11 protein-coding genes are annotated in these 15,226 nt (G+C 67.6%); 5 read left to right on the top strand and 6 right to left on the bottom strand.

All coding sequences use genetic code 11. The annotated features are described in order from the left end of the window. Positions 1 to 2 precede the first annotated feature (2 nt). From EOD42_RS12995 to EOD42_RS12980, 4 genes are read right to left on the bottom strand one after another with little or no spacing between them, the layout of a single operon-like run. Positions 3 to 806 carry a crotonase/enoyl-CoA hydratase family protein gene (locus EOD42_RS12995; RefSeq protein WP_127787972.1) on the bottom strand — a complete coding sequence of 268 codons (804 nt, stop codon included), beginning with the start codon at positions 804 to 806 and terminating at the stop codon, positions 3 to 5. Continuing rightward, the gene (locus tag EOD42_RS12990; protein WP_127787971.1) at positions 803 to 1,741 is read right to left on the bottom strand and encodes an acyl-CoA dehydrogenase family protein; all 939 of its coding nucleotides are present in this window, start codon (positions 1,739 to 1,741) and stop codon (positions 803 to 805) included. The genes EOD42_RS12995 and EOD42_RS12990 overlap by 4 nt, the downstream gene beginning before the upstream one ends. Beyond that, on the bottom strand, positions 1,738 to 2,856 hold the full coding sequence (locus tag EOD42_RS12985) for an acyl-CoA dehydrogenase family protein (RefSeq protein WP_127787970.1): 1,119 nt from the start codon (positions 2,854 to 2,856) through the stop codon (positions 1,738 to 1,740). The genes EOD42_RS12990 and EOD42_RS12985 overlap by 4 nt, the downstream gene beginning before the upstream one ends. Positions 2,857 to 2,862: 6 nt before the next feature. Beyond that, on the bottom strand, positions 2,863 to 3,453 hold the full coding sequence (locus EOD42_RS12980; RefSeq protein WP_127787969.1) for a hypothetical protein: 591 nt from the start codon (positions 3,451 to 3,453) through the stop codon (positions 2,863 to 2,865). A gap of 81 nt (positions 3,454 to 3,534) precedes the next feature. Between EOD42_RS12980 and EOD42_RS12975 the strand changes: the two genes are divergently transcribed. The 5 genes from EOD42_RS12975 (at position 3,535) to EOD42_RS12955 (ending at position 12,069) form a co-directional block, all read left to right on the top strand. After that, entirely contained in the window at positions 3,535 to 5,835 is a 2,301-nt protein-coding gene (locus EOD42_RS12975; protein ID WP_127787968.1) for a xanthine dehydrogenase family protein molybdopterin-binding subunit, read from the top strand. Further along, complete coding sequence (locus EOD42_RS12970; protein ID WP_127787967.1) at positions 5,832 to 6,956, top strand: 2-methylaconitate cis-trans isomerase PrpF family protein; 1,125 nt, start codon at positions 5,832 to 5,834, stop codon at positions 6,954 to 6,956. The genes EOD42_RS12975 and EOD42_RS12970 overlap by 4 nt, the downstream gene beginning before the upstream one ends. Positions 6,957 to 7,312: 356 nt before the next feature. Continuing rightward, on the top strand, positions 7,313 to 8,524 hold the full coding sequence (gene hemA / locus EOD42_RS12965; RefSeq protein WP_127787966.1) for a 5-aminolevulinate synthase: 1,212 nt from the start codon (positions 7,313 to 7,315) through the stop codon (positions 8,522 to 8,524). A 65-nt stretch (positions 8,525 to 8,589) separates the two neighbouring features. Continuing rightward, positions 8,590 to 10,968 carry a 1-deoxy-D-xylulose-5-phosphate synthase N-terminal domain-containing protein gene (locus EOD42_RS12960; RefSeq protein WP_408902158.1) on the top strand — a complete coding sequence of 793 codons (2,379 nt, stop codon included), beginning with the start codon at positions 8,590 to 8,592 and terminating at the stop codon, positions 10,966 to 10,968. A gap of 54 nt (positions 10,969 to 11,022) precedes the next feature. Then, positions 11,023 to 12,069 (top strand): NAD(P)-dependent oxidoreductase, encoded by a 1,047-nt coding sequence (locus tag EOD42_RS12955; protein WP_127787965.1) that lies wholly within the window; start codon positions 11,023 to 11,025, stop codon positions 12,067 to 12,069. Positions 12,070 to 12,332: 263 nt separating this feature from the next. Here EOD42_RS12955 and EOD42_RS12945 read toward each other — a convergent pair whose 3' ends face one another. Together EOD42_RS12945 and EOD42_RS12940 are read right to left on the bottom strand one after the other, a co-directional pair. Beyond that, the gene (locus EOD42_RS12945) at positions 12,333 to 14,243 is read right to left on the bottom strand and encodes a TRAP transporter permease (protein WP_127787963.1); all 1,911 of its coding nucleotides are present in this window, start codon (positions 14,241 to 14,243) and stop codon (positions 12,333 to 12,335) included. Next, positions 14,243 to 15,220 (bottom strand): TAXI family TRAP transporter solute-binding subunit, encoded by a 978-nt coding sequence (locus tag EOD42_RS12940; protein WP_127787962.1) that lies wholly within the window; start codon positions 15,218 to 15,220, stop codon positions 14,243 to 14,245. Before EOD42_RS12940 ends, EOD42_RS12945 begins: the two co-directional genes overlap by 1 nt. Positions 15,221 to 15,226 lie beyond the last annotated feature (6 nt).

Below are 15,226 nucleotides of genomic sequence, written 5' to 3'. Positions count from 1 at the left end.
GCCTACTCTCCGGTGAAGTTGGGCGCCCGCTTGTTCAGCATCGCGTCAACGGCTTCCTTGTGGTCGGCCGTTTCATGCGCGATGGCCTGGAAGGCGGCGGACATTTCCAGCAGCGTGTCCAGGCGCGTGTGCTGGCCCTCGCGCAGCAGGCGCTTGGTCATGCGCAGCATCTGGGGCGGGTTCTTGGCCACGCGGGCCGCCAGGGCACGGGCGGCGGGCAGCAACTCCGCATGCGGCACCACCTGGGACACGAGGCCGACCTTCAGCCCCTGTTCCGGCGTCAGCGGGTCACCGGTAAAGCTCATCTCGCAGGCGACCGACATGCCGACCACGCGCGGCAGCAGCCAGGCGCCGCCATCGCCGGGCACGATGCCCACGCGGATGAAGCTCTCGGCGAACAGCGCCTTGTCGCTGGCGATGCGCATGTCGCACATCAGCGCCAGATCCAGCCCCGCACCGATGGCCGGGCCGTTGATGGCAGCGATCGTCGGCAGGTTCAGGTCGTACAGCGCGAGCGGGATCATCTGGATGCCGCGGCGGTAATTCTCTCGCATGCTGGCCGGGCCCTGGCCGGACATCATGCCGCTGCGGTCGCGCATGCTTTTCAGGTCACCACCCGCGCAGAAGGCGGGGTCGGCGCCGGTTACGATCACACACCGGACGGAATCGTCGCGCTCGATGCGGCGGCAGGCGGCGACCACTTCCTCGCATTCGTCGCGGCTGCCGATGGCGTTGCGCTTGGCCGGCGCGTTCAGGGTCAGCGTGACGACCGGGCCGTCCTGCTCATAAAGGATGAAGTCGCTCATGCGGTTCTCACGTCTCGGGAGGTGATGTCAGCCCAGAGGGCGGCGCCGCCCCGGGCAATGGCCTGGGCGCCGATCTCGGCCGCCCAGGCGCGTTCGCTGCCGCCCTCGTCCCGCCAGGACCACAGGCGGCGGGTGAAGTGGTGCAGCTCGTGTTCCTCGGTGATGCCGATGGCGGCGAAGACCTGGTGCACGCGGCGGGCGGTGGCCTCGGCCGCCTCGCCCGCGATGACCTTGGCGCAGCCGATCTCGAAGCCCGCACCGGCCAGGCCGTGCGCGTCAACGGCGCGGGCGGCGATGCCCACGGCCGTTTCCAGGGCCGCGACCTCACCGGCCACGACCGCCAGCTCCTGCTGGATGGCCTGGAACTTGCCGATCGGGCGGCCGAACTGCTTGCGCGTATTGGCCCATTCGACCGCGAGATTCAGCGCATGCCGCGCGGCGCCCGCCATCAGCGCGGCGCGCAGCAGCGCCAGGCCCAGGCGCAGCGTGGCGGCTCCCGCACCCGTGGCCGGGCCCAGCACCAGCGCATCGCGCGGCTCCCGTGCCAGGTTCAGGCCGGGGGTGTGGCCGGTCACGGCATGCAGGCCGGTTTCGGTCAGCGCATGGGCCGCGAAGCGACCGAAGGGCGCGGCCCTGTCGCCCAGCGTCACCACGCCCTCGACGGGTGAGGCCAGCAGGGCATTGGCCAGCATCGCCTCGCCCATCGGCACCGGTGCGCCATGGCGGCCCAGCACCTGCCAGATGGCCGCCGCATCGGCCCAGGACAGGCCCACCTCCTCCGGCACCAGGGCGAGCGGCAGGCCCATCTCCTCCAGCGCCGCCCAGGTGTCGGCCAGCCATTCGCCCCCTTCCAGCCGGCGCAGCCGGGCAGGGGTATTGCCGTCGTTCAGCAGCCGGTCGATCTGGCCGGCGATCGCTTCTCCGATCTCGCTCATCTGAGGCCAAGCTCCCGGGCGATGATGCCGCGCAGGATCTCGCGCGTGCCGCCCCTCAGGCTGAAGGTGGGGGAAAGCTGCGTCAGGTCATGCAGCAGGCGGCGCAGGGCAGGGGGTGTGGTCTCGGGTTCCAGCAGGGCACGAATGGCCTCGGGCAGCTGCTGCTCGAAGGTGTTGCCGACATCCTTGACCAGGGCTGCCTCCCGCGCGGGGGATTTGCCATCCTCCAGCATGCCGGCCACCGACAGCGACATGCCGCGCAGCGTGTTCAGCCGGGCGATCAGGCGCCCCACGGGCACGGCGGCCTCCGGGCCCACGGCATCCAGCCCCATGGACAGCGCGGGGAAGGAGGACAGCACCCGGTCCGGCCCGCTGCGTTCGAAGGCGAGTTCGGAAGTGGCCTGCGCCCAGCCCTCGCCCTCGCGCCCCAGCAGGGCGTCGGGCGGCAGCAGCACATCGTCGAAGGTAACCTCGTTGAAGCTCTCATCGCCCAGCAGGTCACGGATGGGGCGGATGGTGATGCCCGGCGTGCGCAGGTCCACGAGGAACTGCGAGAGCCCGGCATGGCGCGACCCGCCCTCGGGCGCCGGGGAGGTGCGGACCAGCGCGATCATGTAGTCCGACAGATGCGCGAAGGTGGTCCAGATCTTGCGGCCGTTGATCTTCCAGCCTTCGTTCGTGCGCTCCGCCTTGGTGCGCAGGCTGGCCAGGTCGCTGCCGGAATCGGGCTCGGACAGGCCGATGCAGAAGGCGAGTTCACCGGCCGCGATGCCGGGCAGGATGCGGCGCTTCTGTTCCTCGCTGCCCAGGCGCAGGATCAGCGGGCCGGATTGGCGGTCGCCGATCCAGTGGGCGCCGACCGGGGCGCCCTGGGCCAGCAGTTCCTCCAGCACCACGGTGCGTTCAAGGCCGGAACGTTCGTGGCCGCCGTATTCCTTCGGCCAGACCATGCCGATCCAGCCGCGCTTGCCCAGCTCACGCGAGAAACCGCGATCGAATCCCATCCAGGAACGGGCGCGGACTTCCGGGCCCCAGTCATATTGATCCAGGAATGCGCGTACGTTGGCACGCAAGGCGTCCGTGCCCTCCGGAAGGTTCGGTATGTCGAACCGCATCGTTTCCTATCCCCTTTTGGGTGCGTTCTTCTTATTCAAGAAATTATAGCTACCAAAAAATCCAATTAAAGATTTCTCAATTTTCTTCGCTAATTGCTCATCATCTACGCTAAGGAAGCGTGCCTTCGCAACAATTGGAGGCTTAAACCAAAAAATGTCTTTGTGTTGTTTCGTCCTAGTGGCGATAGTTTGCTTGACGGCACTTCCTATATAAACAGGCCTATCAAATGAATCGTAAAATACATAAACTCCAAATTGTGCCGGATACGTCGAGGGATCATTTGGATCAAAATCTTGAAGTTCGCCAATCCCTTCTACGGTTGATGCTTTGTGGATATTTGTTTTTGTTTTTGTGCCTGGAGAAGATTTCAAAAATTTCTCAATTAGTTCTTTTGTCTGATTTTGAGGATTAGATGTAATTTTATCTCTGATTTTGTAAATAGCTGTGGCGCTTAAGCCGGTACCCGCCGCCAAATCCGGGACAGACATTTCCTTTTCGGCAAGTATATATATTAGCCAATCCCCATAGAATTGAAATTCTTCTTTCGGATTTGATTTTTTCTGAATATTTTTACTTAAGGTTTTTTGTTTTGCCACATCTATCTCCCTTGGACGACGGCTTCGGTGTACGAGAGCTTTAGTCTGCCTAAAGGCTGCACACGTCCGAGGAGCATCATCATGGAAAAATTCGGCATGGGCCAGCCCGTTCGCCGCAAGGAGGACACCCGCCTCCTGACCGGCAGGGGCAACTACACCGACGACCTGAAGCGGGACGGCCAGGCGCATCTGGTGGTGCTGCGCTCCCCGCACGCCCATGCGCGAATCCTGTCGGTCGATGTCTCAGAGGCGCGGGCCGCGCCCGGCGTGCTGGCCGTGCTGACGGCGGATGAGGCTGCCGCCGACGGCATCGGCCTGTTTCCCGTGATGGTGGATGTGCCCGGCAAGGGCGGCACCAAGCTGGCCGCCCCCGCGCGGCACATCTTCCAGAAGGACACCGTGCGCTTCGTGGGCGACCCGGTGGCCTGCGTGGTCGCAGAAACCCGCGCCCAGGCGCAGGACGCGGCGGAGCTGATCTTCGTCGACTACGATATCCTGCCCAGCATCACCGACACCGGCGCGGCCGATGCCGAGGGCGCGCCGCAGATCTGGCCCGAGGCCCCGCGCAACACCTGCGTGCTGTGGTCCAACGGGCGTGAGGCCCTGGCCGATGAGGCCTTCGCCAAGGCGGCGCGGGTCTCGACCATCCGGCTGGTTCAGAACCGGCTGGTGGGCAACCCGATGGAACCGCGCGTGGCGGTGGGCGAATATGATGCGGCCACGGGCCGCTTCACCCTGACCAGCCCCACCCAGGGCGTGGTGCGCGTGCGTGAGGCGCTGGCCCAATACGTGTTCGGCGTGGACAAGGCGCAGGTGCGCGTGATCTCGCCCGATGTCGGCGGCGGCTTCGGCCTGCGGGGCAAGCTGTTTCCGGAATCGGCCATGGTGCTGTGGGCGGCCAAGCGCCTGGGGCGGCCCGTGAAGTGGCGCGCCGACCGCACCGAGACCTTCCTGAGCGACCCCCATGGCCGCGACCATGTGACCGAGGCCGAAATGGCCTTCGACGCGGATGCGAAGATCCTGGGCATGCGGGTGCGCACCAACGCGGCCGTCGGCGCCTATCTGATGGATTTCGGCCCGCGCGTGCCGACCGTGGCGGGCGGGCGTATCCTCGGCACCGTCTATGACATGCAGGCGGTGGATGTGCAGGTGCGCTGCGTGTTCACCAACACCGTGCCGACCGATGCCTATCGCGGTGCCGGGCGCCCCGAGACCGCCTATGTGATCGAGCGGCTGCTCGACCTCGGCGCGCCGCAATTCGGCATCAGCCGCGAGGAGATCCGCGCCCGCAACTACATCCGGCCCGAGCAGATCCCCTACACCAACTGCGTGGGCAATGTGATCGACAGCGGGCGTTTCGAGGAAACCCAGGGCCTGGCGCTTAAGCTGGCCGATTGGGACGCCTTCGCCGCCCGCCGTGCAGAGAGTGCCGCGCGCGGCAAGCTGCGGGGCAGGGGCCTCGGCTATTTCGTCGAGGCCTCGGGCGGGCAGCCCTTCGAATGGGCGCGGGTCGCGTTTCAGCCCGACGGCATGGTGAACCTCTCGGTCGGCACCTTCAGCCACGGCCAGGGGCATGAGACCGCCTTCGCGCAGCTGCTGCATGAGAAGCTCGGCATTCCCTTCGACAAGGTGCGGCTGGTGCAGGGCGACAGTGACCTGACGCCCAATGGCGGCGGCACCGGCGGCTCGCGCTCCTCTCAGATGGGCGGTGTCGCGACCGTGCGCACGGCGGAGCTGGTGATCCAGAAGGCCCGTCGCATCGCCGCCACCATGCTGGAAGCGGGCGTGGAGGACATCGAGTTCGAGGCCGGGCGCTTCCGCGTGGCCGGCACCGACATCTCGACCGGCTGGGACGAGATGATCGCGGCCGGCGAAGCCCCGCAGCTGGACGAGCAGCACACCTACAGGCGCGACACCGAGTGCAACTTCCCCAACGGCTGCCATGTGGCCGAGGTGGAGGTGGACCCCGATACCGGCCTGGTGGAGGTGGTGCGCTATGCCGCCGTGGATGATGTGGGCGTGCCCATCAACCCCATGCTGGTGCACGGCCAATGCCATGGCGGCATCATGGCCGGGCTGGGCCAGGCGCTGCTGGAACACGCCCAGTACGACCCTGACTCCGGCCAGTTCCTGACCGCGACCTTCCAGGATTACTGCATGCCGCGCGCCTCCGATGCGCCGTCCTTTGATCTGGACCTGAACGTGGTCCCGTGCCCCAGCAACGACCTGGGCGTGAAGGGCGCGGGTGAGGGAGGGGCCTGCGGGGCGCCGCCTGCCATCGTCTCGGCCTTGTGCGATGCGCTGGGCGTGGCACACATCGACATGCCCGCGACGCCGGAAAAGGTCTGGCGCGCCTTGGCCCAACGGGTAGCCGCAGAATGAGCCAGAACTTCATCCCCGCCACCTTCATCCGCGGCGGTTCCTCCAAGGGCGTGTTCTTCCACGCCAAGGACGTGCCGGCGGACCGCGCGGCGCTGGACCCCATCCTGCTGGAGGTGCTGGGCTCGCCCGACCCGTATCAGCGCCAGCTGGACGGCATGGGCGGCGGCATTTCCTCGCTGTCCAAGGGCGTCATCATCGGCCCGCCCACCCATCCGGACGCCGACGTAGACTACACCTTCGCCCAGGTCGCGGTGGACAAGCCCGTGGTCGACTGGAAGGGCAATTGCGGCAACCTCTCCTCCGCGGTCGGTCCCTTCGCGGTGGATACCGGTCTGGTGCAGGTGGCCGATGGCGAGGCGCTGGTGCGCATCCATCAGGTCAACACCCGGAAGATCATCCACGCCCGCTTCCCGGTGAAGAATGGCAAGGCCGAGGTGCGCGGCGACTACGCCATCGCGGGCGTGGCGGGCACCGGCGCCCGAATCCGCCTGGATTTCCTAGCCCCGGGCGGCACCCAGACCGGTGCGCTGCTGCCGACCGGACAGGTGATCGAGGAGATCGAAGGGCTGGCCTGCACGCTGGTCGATGCCGCCAACCCGGCCGTGTTCTTCGCGGCGGCCGATTTCGGCCTGACGGGTGAGGAAAGCCCCGACCAGATCGAGGCCATCCCTGGCCTGATGGCGCGCCTTGACCATCTGCGCCGGCTGGCCGGCGTGCGCATGGGCCTGGCCGAGACGCCGGAAAAGGTCGGTCTGGCCGCGCCCCGCGTCGCGCTGCTGGCCCGCCCCGGCGCGCCGAAGCTGCTGGACGGCAGCGTCATGACCCCCGACAGCCACGATATCCAGGTGCGCATGCTGTCCATGGAACGCGTGCACCGTGCCGTGCCGCTGACCGGCGCGCTCGGCCTCGCCTGTGCCTGCAAGGTGGCGGGCAGCCTGCCGGCCAGCCTCTGCGGCCCGCTGCCGCGCGCGGATGAGATCCGCGTGGCCCAGCCCAGCGGCATGCTGGCGGTGGGTGCGGAAGTCCGCCAGGACAATACTGGTTGGCATGCGGAAAGTGCCGTCGTGTATCGCACCGCGCGCACCCTGATGATCGGCGCCGTGGCAATACGCGAACCTTAAGAAAAAATCGCCTTTCCTTGCGCCAGATCAAGGAGGCGCACCCGCCCCGCCGGTAGTTTGCCTTCAGCGTTCACCGGCGGGGAGCATCCCGGCAGGGCAGCAGTTTCAGGCCCCACCAATGCTGTCCTGGCTCCCATCCCGTTCGAGGCCTCTTCGCGGGTTTGCCGGTGGACGCTCTTTTTTCAATACAACATTGGGAAAAGGCCTGCTTTGATGGGTGGTATGCTCGAAACGTCCCTGATCCTCACACTGGTCCTTGCCCTGACGGCCCTGCTGGCGCACATGAGGCGTGCGCCCAGGCCGCGCCCCATTCCCGTCCGGCCCCGAGGCCGGCACCGTCCTTTCTGAGAGACACGATGGATTACAGCGCCTTTTTCCAGTCCAAGCTCCAGGGTCTGAAGGATGAGGGGCGCTACCGTGTTTTCGCGGAGCTGGAACGCATCCGCGGCCAGTTCCCGACGGCCACCAACCACGGCCAGGCCAACAAGGCCCCGGTGAAGGTCTGGTGCAGCAACGACTATCTGGGCATGGGCCAGCACCCGGCCGTGCTGGCCGCGATGCATGAGGCGCTGGACCGTTCCGGCGCCGGCGCCGGCGGCACGCGCAACATCGCGGGCACCAATGTCGACCACATCGCGCTCGAAGCCGAGCTGGCCGACCTGCACGGCAAGGAAGCAGCGCTGCTGTTCAACAGCGGCTACATGTCCAACATGGCCACGCTTTCCACCCTGGCCGCCCAGATGCCCGGCTGCATCGTGTTCTCCGACGCGCTGAACCATGCCTCCATGATCGAGGGCATCCGACATTCGCGCGCGACCTGCGTGATCTGGAAGCACAACGACCTGGCCGACCTGCGCGAGAAGCTGGCCGCCGTGCCGCCGGGCACGCCCAAGATCATCGCCTTCGAGAGCGTCTATTCCATGGACGGCGACGTGGCCCCGATCGCGGAGATCTGCGACCTGGCCGACGAGTTCCGCGCCATCACCTACCTCGATGAAGTGCATGCCGTGGGCCTGTACGGCCCGCGCGGCGGCGGCATCAGCGAGCGTGACGGGATGGCGCAGCGCGTGGATGTGATCGAAGGCACGCTTGCCAAGGCCTATGGCGTGATCGGCGGCTACATCACCGGCAGCGCGCAGCTGGTGGATTTCGTGCGCAGCTTCGCGTCGGGCTTCATCTTCTCCACCGCGCTGCCGCCGGCCATCGCGGCGGGCGCCAAGGCCGCGATCAGCCACCTGAAATCCTCCGACGCCGAGCGCGCCGCCATGTTCGCCAATGTGGCGCGGCTGCGGGCGGGCCTCGACGCGCTGGGCATCGAGCACCTGATGAACCCGAGCCATATCGTGCCCGTGATGGTGCGCGACGCGGCCCTGTGCAAGCGCATCAGCGACACGCTGCTGGACGAGTACGGGATCTATGTGCAGCCCATCAATTACCCGACCGTCCCGCGCGGCACGGAGCGGCTGCGCTTCACCCCCTCGCCCCTGCATGGGGAGGCCGACATCGCCGCGCTGTTGAAGGCGCTGGGCGAGATCTGGACGCAGAACTCCCTGTCCAAGGCTGCATAAAGGCCAGCATTGCTACCCAACCCTCCGGCTGCCACACTCGGCGCAAAGAAGCGGAGGGAAGTACCATGACCCATCAGGGCAAGCCCGTTCCCGTGACGGCGCTGCAGCGCGTGGAGATGCTCCACGCGCTGGAAAGGAAGCTCCTGTGGCTCTCCGCCTGGATGATCCACAACGCCAATCACCTGCGCCCCAACCGCGACGGGCTGAAGGTGGGCGGGCACCAGGCCTCCTGCGCCTCTGCCGTGTCGATCCTCGCGGCCCTCTATTTCGACGCGCTGAAACCCGCCGACCGCGTGGCCGTGAAGCCGCATGCGGGGCCCGTGTTCCACGCCATCAACTACCTGTTCGGCCGCCAGACCCAGGAACGGCTGACCACCCTGCGCCAGTTCGGCGGCATCCAGCCCTATCCCAGCCGGGTGAAGGACGGGGGCGAGGTGGATTTCTCCACCGGCTCCGTCGGCCTCGGTGTCGCGATCAGCAGCTTCGGCTCCCTGGTGCAGGATTATGTGCGGCTGAAGAAGCTGGCGCCCGAGGGGCTGCCCGCCGGCCGCCATGTCGCCGTGGTGGGCGATGCGGAGCTCGACGAAGGCAATATCTACGAGGCCCTGCTGGAGGGCTGGAAGCACGACATCCGCAATGTCTGGTGGATCGTCGACTACAACCGCCAGAGCCTCGATTCCGTGGTGCCGGACCGCCTGTTCGGCCGCATCGAGGGCCTGTTCCGCGACATGGGCTGGAATGTCGTCACGCTGAAATACGGCCGCAAGCTGCAGGCGGCCTTCGCGCGGGAGGGCGGGGAGTCGCTCCGCCGCTGGATCGATGATTGCCCCAACAGCCTGTATTCGGCCCTGACCTTCCAGGGCGGCGCGGCCTGGCGCAATGCCGTTCTGGCCGAACTCGGCCGCGAGGACGGCATCCGCGCCATCATCGACCCGCTGAGCGACGATGAGCTCTCGGAGCTGATGACCAACCTCGGCGGCCATGACATCGAGACGCTGACCGAGGCCTTCCGCGCGGCGGATGCCGAGGGCGACCAGCCCACCTGCTTCATCGCCTATACCATCAAGGGCATGGGCCTGCCGTTTGCGGGGCACAAGGACAACCACTCGGGCCTGATGACCAAGGAGCAGATGGAAGCCTTCCGCGACCTGATGCGCATCCGCCCTGGCCATGAATGGGACAAGTTCGAGGGGCTGGATACGCCGCCCGAGGCGCTGGAAGCCTTCCTGGAGAGCATGCCCTTCGCCACGCCGCTGACGCCGGAGGGCCGGCGCCTGGCCTCGCCCACCATTCCGGTGCCCGCGAAGCTGCCGGTGCCCAGGCCGGCCAAGGGCCGCAAGATGTCCACCCAGGCGGCCTTCGGCGAGATCCTGGCCGAGATCGGTCGCGGGCAGGGAGAGTTCGCGCCGATCGCGGAGCGTATCGTCACCACCAGCCCTGACGTGACGGTCTCCACCAATCTCGGCGCCTGGGTGAACCGGCGCGGCATCTTCGACCGGCATCTGAAGAACGACGTGTTCCGTGATGCCAAGCTCGCCAGCGCCCAGCGCTGGGGCATGTCGCCCGAGGGCCAGCATGTGGAACTCGGCATCGCCGAGCAGAACCTGTTCCTGGTCCTCGGCGCCCTGGGGCTGGCGCATAACCTGTACGGCGCACGGCTGCTGCCGATCGGCACGGTCTACGACCCCTTCGTGAACCGTGGCCTCGATGCGCTGATCTATGGTTGCTACATGGATGCGCGCTTCATGCTGGTCAGCACGCCCTCCGGCCTGACGCTCGCGCCCGAGGGCGGCCAGCACCAGAGCCTGAACACGCCGCTGATCGGCATGGCGCAGGACCGGCTTGCCAGCTTCGAGCCGGCTTTCGCCGACGAGCTGTCCATCCTGATGCGCCATGGCTTCGCGCATATGCAGGCCGAGAACGGCTCCAGCGTGTGGCTGCGCCTGTCCACGCGCGGGCTGGAACAGCCTGAACGCACACTGGACCCCGCGGCGGTGATCGCCGGCGGCTATTGGGCGGTTCCGCCCGCCGAGGGCTCGCCCATCGCCATCGCCTATCAGGGCCCCGTGGCGCCGGAGGCCATGGCGGCCTTCGAGGAACTGCGCGCCGAGGAGCCCCGCGCGGGCCTGCTGGCCATCACGAGCCCGGACCGTCTCCATCAGGGCTGGCTCGATTCGCGCCGGGCGGCGCGCGGCGGGCCGGGGGGCGAGCCCTCCCACATCGAGAAACTGCTGGCGCCGCTCGCACCCGGCGCCGCGCTGGTGCCGGTGCTGGACGGCCATCCGGCGGCGCTATCCTGGCTGGGTGCCGTGCGCGGCCAGCGCATCGTGCCCTGCGGCGTGGAGCGCTTCGGCCAGTCGGGCGACATCCCCGACCTGTATGCCGAATACGGGCTGGATACGGATGCCATCCTGGATGCCTGCGCGCAGGCGCTGCTGGGTTGACCCGTCGCGTGGGGCGGCCACAATCCGCCCCACAAACAAGACGAGGAAGCGCCTGTGACGTTCCGCCTGCGCGTGGGTTATGTCGGTTGGGTTCCGCACCCGCAATTTCTGGAAACCGCCGCCGCCGATCCGGCGCTGGAGATCGTGAAGATCCCCATCGATGCCAGCACCGACGAGATGGTGCAGCAGCTTTCCTCCTGCCACGCCTATTACGTCATGGCATCGCGCGATGAGCTGCCGAAGCCCGTGCATGTCACGAGCGAGCTGCTGGCCAAGCTGCCCAACCTGCTGATGGCCGCCAGCTATGGCGCGGGCTACGACCCCTGCGACCCCATCGCCTGCACCGAGGCCGGCGTGCTGCTGCTGAACCAGGCCGGCGGCAATGCCGAGGGTGTGGCCGAACACGCGGTGGGCATGATGCTCGCCTGCCTGAAGCGCATGCCGGACAGCCACGCGATGATGAAGGCCAACACCGCCTTCAACCGCACCCAGCAGATGGGCCGCGACCTGAAGGGCATGACGGTGGGGCTGGTGGGCTTCGGCAATGTCGGCCGGCGCACCGCGCAGATCCTGCAGCTGGCCTTCGGCTGCGAGGTATTGGCCTGCGACCCCTATGTGGACGCGGCCGTGATGGCCCATGCCGATGTGCGCAAGGTCGAGATGGCCGAGATCTATGCGCTGTCCGATGTCGTCAGCCTGCATTGCCCGCTGACGCCCGAGACGCGCGGCATGGTGGGTGCGGAGGCCTTCGCCGCGATGAAGAAGCGCGTGGTGTTCGTGACCACGGCGCGCGGTTCCATCCATGATGAGGCAGCCCTGTTCGACGCCCTGCAATCCGGCCAGGTGGCCGGCGCCGGCATCGATGTGTGGGAGCAGGAGCCGCCCCCGCCCGATCACCCGCTGCTGCACCACCCCAACGTCATCGCCAGCCAGCACATCGCGGGCGTGACCGAGCAGAGCCGCGCCAACATCACCCATATCGCGGCACTCGCCTTCGGGGATGTGGCGCATGGGCGGCTGCCGCCGCGCATCATCAATCCCGAGGTGCTGCCGGAGTGGAAGGAACGCTATCGCAAGGCGACGGGCTTCCAACTGGATTGAGGCCGGGGCGTGTCGCGCCCTCGATGATCGCCTCCCAGCTTTTGCCCCGGGCCCGCAGGAAGTCGATGCTGGGCCCGACAGGGTTGCCATAGGCCCGCATCGTCCGCGCCAGGACGATGCGGCGTTCCGCTTCCGGGGTCAGTTCCTTGAAGCGGCTGGCAAGGGCCAGCCGCTCCGCATGCAGGGTGCGGGCCACCTGTTCGACAGGCACGCCCTGGTCCAGCAACGCGGCCGCGCGGTGCCGCAAGGCCCGCACGGCGTCCTCATACCGCGCCCGAATACTCACGACGCATGCTCTGCCAGAGGGCAATGCCGGCCGGAAGCAGCACGGCTACCGCCCCGCGCTCCACATCGCCCAGGAAATAGCCGAAGGCGCCGACCAGCCCGCCGGCCACCAGCAGCAGCCGTTCGGGCATCGCCATCCGCTTCAGCAGGAATCCGGCATAGCCTGCCGTGACGGCCACCAGCGCACCGACCTGCGTGGCGCTGGCCAGCAGGATCTCGGCCAGCGACCCGCGCGCCATGATCGCGGGGTCGTAGATGAAGGCGAACCCCACCGTGAACCCCGCGATCCCGAAGCGAGAGGCATGCAGGGAGGTGATGGTGGGCGACGCCTTGGCGATGGCCGCCGCGGCGAAGGCCGCCGCAGCAACCGGTGGTGTCGCGTCCGCTATCACCGCGAAATAGAACACGAACAGATGCGCGGGCAGCAGAAGCTGTTCCGTGCTGTAGCCCAGTGTGCGGCTGCCCAGTTCCAGGATCTGCGGAACGCCGATGGCGGCTGCGATGATGTAGCTCGGCGTGGTGGGTATCCCCATGCCCAGCACCAGCACCGTCAGGCACAGCAGCACCAGCAGCCAGGGCAGGGAGCCCCCCGCCAGGTCCTTGATGATGCCGCCGAAGGCCACGACCATGCCGGTCGAGGTCAGCGCCGACACCACGATGCCCGAACCCGCGATGGAGACCGCGAGCGGGGCCATGGTGTGGCCGGCGCTCGCCAGGCTTTCCAGCACCTGCCGCCAGCCCATCCGCGTGCGCGCCCGCAGCAGCGATACCGCGACCATGGAAAGCGTGGACATGAAGGCAGCGTAGTTGCCGCTCCAGCGCTCGTTCATCAGGTAGACCAGCACGCCGATCGGGATGATCAGGTGCGCGTCGGCGAAGACCTCACGCCAGCCGGGCATCTCGGACAGCGGCATGGGGCGCATGCCCGCGCGCTTGGCCTCGAAATGCACCGCCGCCAGGATGGCGAAGTAGTACATCACCGCGCCGATGGCCGCGGCACTGATGATCTGGCTGTAGGGAATGTTGGTGATCTCGGCCATCACGAAGGCGGCGGCCCCCATGACCGGGGGCATCAGCGCCCCGCCCACGCTGGCCGCGCTCTCGATGCCGCCGGCGACGGCCGGCTTGTAGCCCACCCGCTGCATCAGCGGGATGGTCATGGCGCCCGTGGTGATGACGTTGGAGACCGACGACCCGCTCATGGTGCCGAACAGGCCCGAGGTCACGACCGCCACCTTGGCCGGCCCGCCGGAGTAGCGCCCCGCGACCATGGCGCCGAAATTGCTGAACAGCCGCCCCGTGCCGCTGCCCTGCATGAAGGCGCCGAACAGGATGAATACCGCGATGGTGGTCGCCACGATCCCGGTCAGCGGGCCATAGACGCCGCCCGCGGTCGGCACCAGCCAGGCGGATTCCACGATCTCGGCCGGGGTGAAGACGCGGGTGTTCAGCACGCCGGGCAGCAAATGCCCGAACTGCATGTAGAGCAGGCTGATCGCGACCATCCAGGCGAGCCCCGGCTCGACGGCGCGTCGCGTCGCCTCCAGCAGGGTGATGACGCAGATGATGCCGAGCGCCATCATCTCCCACCCGAATGGGTCGACGTATTCCATGCGGTCTGACACCGCCTGCGCGTTCCAGATCACCCACAGATGCGGCGCGGCGGCGAAGGCTGCCCACACCCAATCCGGCAGGCTGGGGCGCGTCTGCGGCGAGGATGTCCGGGCCGGATACAGCAGGAACAGCGGCGGCACGAACACCAGCAGGTGAAAGCCGCGCATGGTGATGGGCTCAGGGAAGCCGAAGCCCGCGAAATACAGATGGATGGCGGCAAACACCGCCATCCACAGGGTGGCAAGCCACCACCCCCAGCCTTCCAGCTGACGCATCAGGCCGGGTTGGCGCCGGCGGCGCGGAACGCCTTGATGGCACCCGGGTGCAGCGGCACGCCGGTGTACTTCACCGCCTCCATGGGGTCGAAGGCACCCATGCTGGAGTGAATGGCCGTGAGGCGGGCGCCCTTGGCGCGGATCAGCGTGCGGGTGATGGCCTCGCACACCGCCTCGGGCACCGTCTCATGCACCAGGATCACGCTGTCCATCGCGGTCACGTCGATCGGCGCCTGCAGCAGCGCGGGGTAGGCCGTCGGCGGGCAGTTGGCCTGGCTGTAGCTGTAGCGTTCGATCAGATGCGCGCGGATATCGTTGTCGAAGCCCAGCAGCTTCGCCTGGCGGCGGCCTTGCGCGATCTCGGTCAGGATGGCGGCGGGGCGGGCGAGGGCGAAATACAGGTAGTCCACCTGGCCGTCGATGAAGGCCGCCGCGATGTCGTTGTAGCTGCCGTTCAGATAGCGTCCGCCATTGCTGCGGATCTGGTCCGGCGAGGAGCCGATGAAGCGCAGGATGCGCTGCAGCGTCATCTCATCGGTCGAGGACCGCTGCGGCACGCCGATCTTGAGGCCGCGCTGGCTCAGCACCTCGCGCATGCCGGTCACCGGCGTGTCGGCGCGGGCCAGCAGATAGTGGTCGGTCGGCGAATAGCCGGTGCCGAGGCAACGCAGGCGCGGGTGCGCGGCGCTGTAGGGCTCCTCGCCCTTGAAGGCCGCGGCCGCGAAGGCGTCGATGCCCCAGCCCATCTGCGACTGCCCGTTGTTGATGCGGGTGGGATTGGCCAGCCCGCCGCCCGGCACGACCCGGATCTGGATCTCCGGGTTCTCCTCCTTGATCAGGGCGGCGATACCCGCCCCCATCGTGTACCACCCGCCGCCGAGCGAGCCCGCCACGAACTCAAGCGTGGTCTGCGCGCGCGCCGGCGCGACGAAGGGAAGCGCCAGGGCAGAGCCCAGCGTGAGACGACGTGTCAGCATAGGCTC

The organism is Rhodovarius crocodyli (assembly GCF_004005855.1).
In the GTDB taxonomy this organism is placed as follows: domain Bacteria; phylum Pseudomonadota; class Alphaproteobacteria; order Acetobacterales; family Acetobacteraceae; genus Rhodovarius; species Rhodovarius crocodyli.
This window is presented reverse-complemented; position numbering and strand designations above follow the sequence as displayed.